This is a genomic window from uncultured Campylobacter sp. (assembly GCF_938018145.1).
Classification (GTDB): domain Bacteria; phylum Campylobacterota; class Campylobacteria; order Campylobacterales; family Campylobacteraceae; genus Campylobacter_A.
Map to the genome: position 1 here is coordinate 1 of NZ_CALIII010000295.1, position 2326 is coordinate 2326.

Consider the following 2326-nt stretch of genomic DNA (forward strand, 5'->3'; position numbering starts at 1 on the left):
TGTTAAAGATATCGATAGTATCGAGCTTTTTCGTCTCTTCGTAGTGGATTGAGTTTAGCGTAAAAAGATTGCGGTTATTTAGTAGGCTCGCTAAAAAGTGCCCCAAAGTAAGTCCGCCGCGGGCGATTGCCAAAATCACCTCGGGCTCGAAATTTGCTTTGATATCTCGCACCATTACTTTTACGTCTTTGTGAAATTCCTCAAACGGATACTTTAGCATATTTTCTCCTTAATGCACTAAAAATACAATAAAACTAATGAGCGCAAGTACGATAACGCCGATATTTACGTATTCCCACTCGCGTCTCATGATACGAACCAGCAGATACGCCATAAATCCAAACGAAAGTCCCGTCGTGATTGAGTATGTAAGCGGCATCAAAATAACTATCAAAAACGTCGAGATAGCGATGGCCGGATCTTTAAAATTTATATTTCCAAGCTCGCTAAACATCAGCACGCCCACCATCACGAGTATCGGATATATCGCGTTTGAAGGGATAGCTTTAAAAAGCGGCAACATAAAAATCGTAAGTACGAAAAATAGTCCGCAAAATACCGCCGTTAGTCCCGTCTTACCACCCTCCTCTACGCCGCTAGCGCTCTCGGCAAACGACGTCGTCGTACTAACGCCTACTAACGAGCCGGCTACCGTAGCTACTGCATCGGCTTCGAGAGTTTTTTCTAGTTTTTCGACGCCTTTTTGGTTGCTCTCGTCAAAGATTCCCGCCCTATTTCCCACGCCCGCTAGCGTGCCGATAGAGTCGAAAAGATCGGTTACGAAAAATGTAACGATCACCGGAAGCAGCGCAAAAGATAGCGCGCCCATGATATCAAGCTCTAAAAATATCGGCGATATCGAGGCCGGTAGCGAGATAAATTCTTTCGGATAGGGCGCGATACCAAAAATCCAAGCGATCACCGAGGTCGTAAATACCGCGATGATGAAGGCGCCCTTAACCTTCCACGCCCAAAAAAGTATAACGAAAAATAGTCCCACAAAGCCCAAAATAACGTTTGGATCTTTTAAATTTCCAAGTCCGACCAGCACGGCGTCATTATTTACAACTACGCCCATCTGCTGAAGTCCGACAAAGGCGATAAAGGCGCCTATGCCCGCGCTTATCGAGCGTCTGACGTCGTCCGGGATAGATTTTAAGACCCAGATTCTAAAATTCGTAAAAGATAGCACGACGAAAATTATACCCGAGATGAAAACCACGCCCAGAGCCGTCTGCCACGGTATCTGCATACCAAGCACGAGGCCAAATGTAAAATACGCGTTTAGTCCCATTCCCACGCTCATAGCCACGGGAGTGTTCGCCCATACGCCGTTTAGCACGGTAGCGACCACGGTTATGAGCGCCGTAGCCGTGATGAGCGCGTCCATCGGCATACCCGTTTTGCTCATGATTATCGCGTTTACGGGCACAATATACATCATCGTTAAAAAGGTCGTGAGTCCTGCGCTAAACTCGGTCTTTACGCTAGTGCCGTTTTGCTTGAGTTTAAAAAAATCCAATTCCGCCTCCTTAGTTATCGTAAATTTTTAGTTCGTTATACAAGCTATCTCGCTCGACGGGAACAAAGCCCGAAGTCTGAATGAGATCGGTAAAATTTCTAAGACTCATACCGCTTGCCGATTTCGCTCCGGCCGCGCTTTGGATACTCTCTTTTTCTATCGTGCCGTCTAGATCGTCAGCGCCGAATTCCTGCGCAACCATGGCTAAATTTATCGTCGAGGTCGCCCAGTACGCCTTGATGTGCGCGACGTTATCGAGCACCAGACGCGAGATCGCAAAGGTCTTTAAAATTTCGGCCGAGCCGGGATAGTTTTCTACTTTTAGATAGTTGTTGTCGCGCTGATAAACCAGCGGGATAAAGGCGTTAAATCCGCCAGTTTTGTCCTGCAAATCGCGGATTCGCAACATATGGTCGATACGATTTTGCCTGCTTTCTACGTGGCCAAACAGCATCGTGGCGTTGCTTTCTCTACCTTTTTCGTGCCAAAGGCGGTGGATTTTGAGCCAGTTTTCCGAGCTTACCTTGCCTTTGCAAATTTTACGCCTAACCTCTTCGTCAAAGATCTCCGCTCCGCCGCCCGGCATGCTATCCACGCCGTATTCGAGCATCTTTTCCACGACTTCTTCGTAGCTAAGGCCGTGTTTTCGCGAGAGGAAATCAACCTCCGCGGCAGTTAGCGCCTTGACGTGGATTTGCGGGTATTTTTCTTTTATTTTTTTAAAAATTTCCAAATACCACTGCCACGAAGTTTCGGGATTATGCGCCGAGACGATATGTATCTCTTTTGCGCCGTGAGCGACGC

The 2326-nt window shown here is 47.2% G+C and carries 2 protein-coding genes and 1 pseudogene; all 3 read right to left on the minus strand.

Going from position 1 to position 2326, the window contains the following annotated elements; translation table 11 throughout:
* Positions 1 to 220, minus strand: a pseudogene (locus tag Q0338_RS06840) (phosphoribosyltransferase); the annotation flags it as partial.
* Positions 221 to 229: 9 nt separating this feature from the next.
* Complete coding sequence (locus Q0338_RS06845; RefSeq protein WP_298086105.1) at positions 230 to 1522, minus strand: NCS2 family permease; 1293 nt, start codon at positions 1520 to 1522, stop codon at positions 230 to 232.
* A 10-nt stretch (positions 1523 to 1532) separates the two neighbouring features.
* A partial coding sequence (locus Q0338_RS06850) for a CofH family radical SAM protein (RefSeq protein WP_298086106.1) occupies positions 1533 to 2326 on the minus strand: 794 nt, incomplete at its 5' end.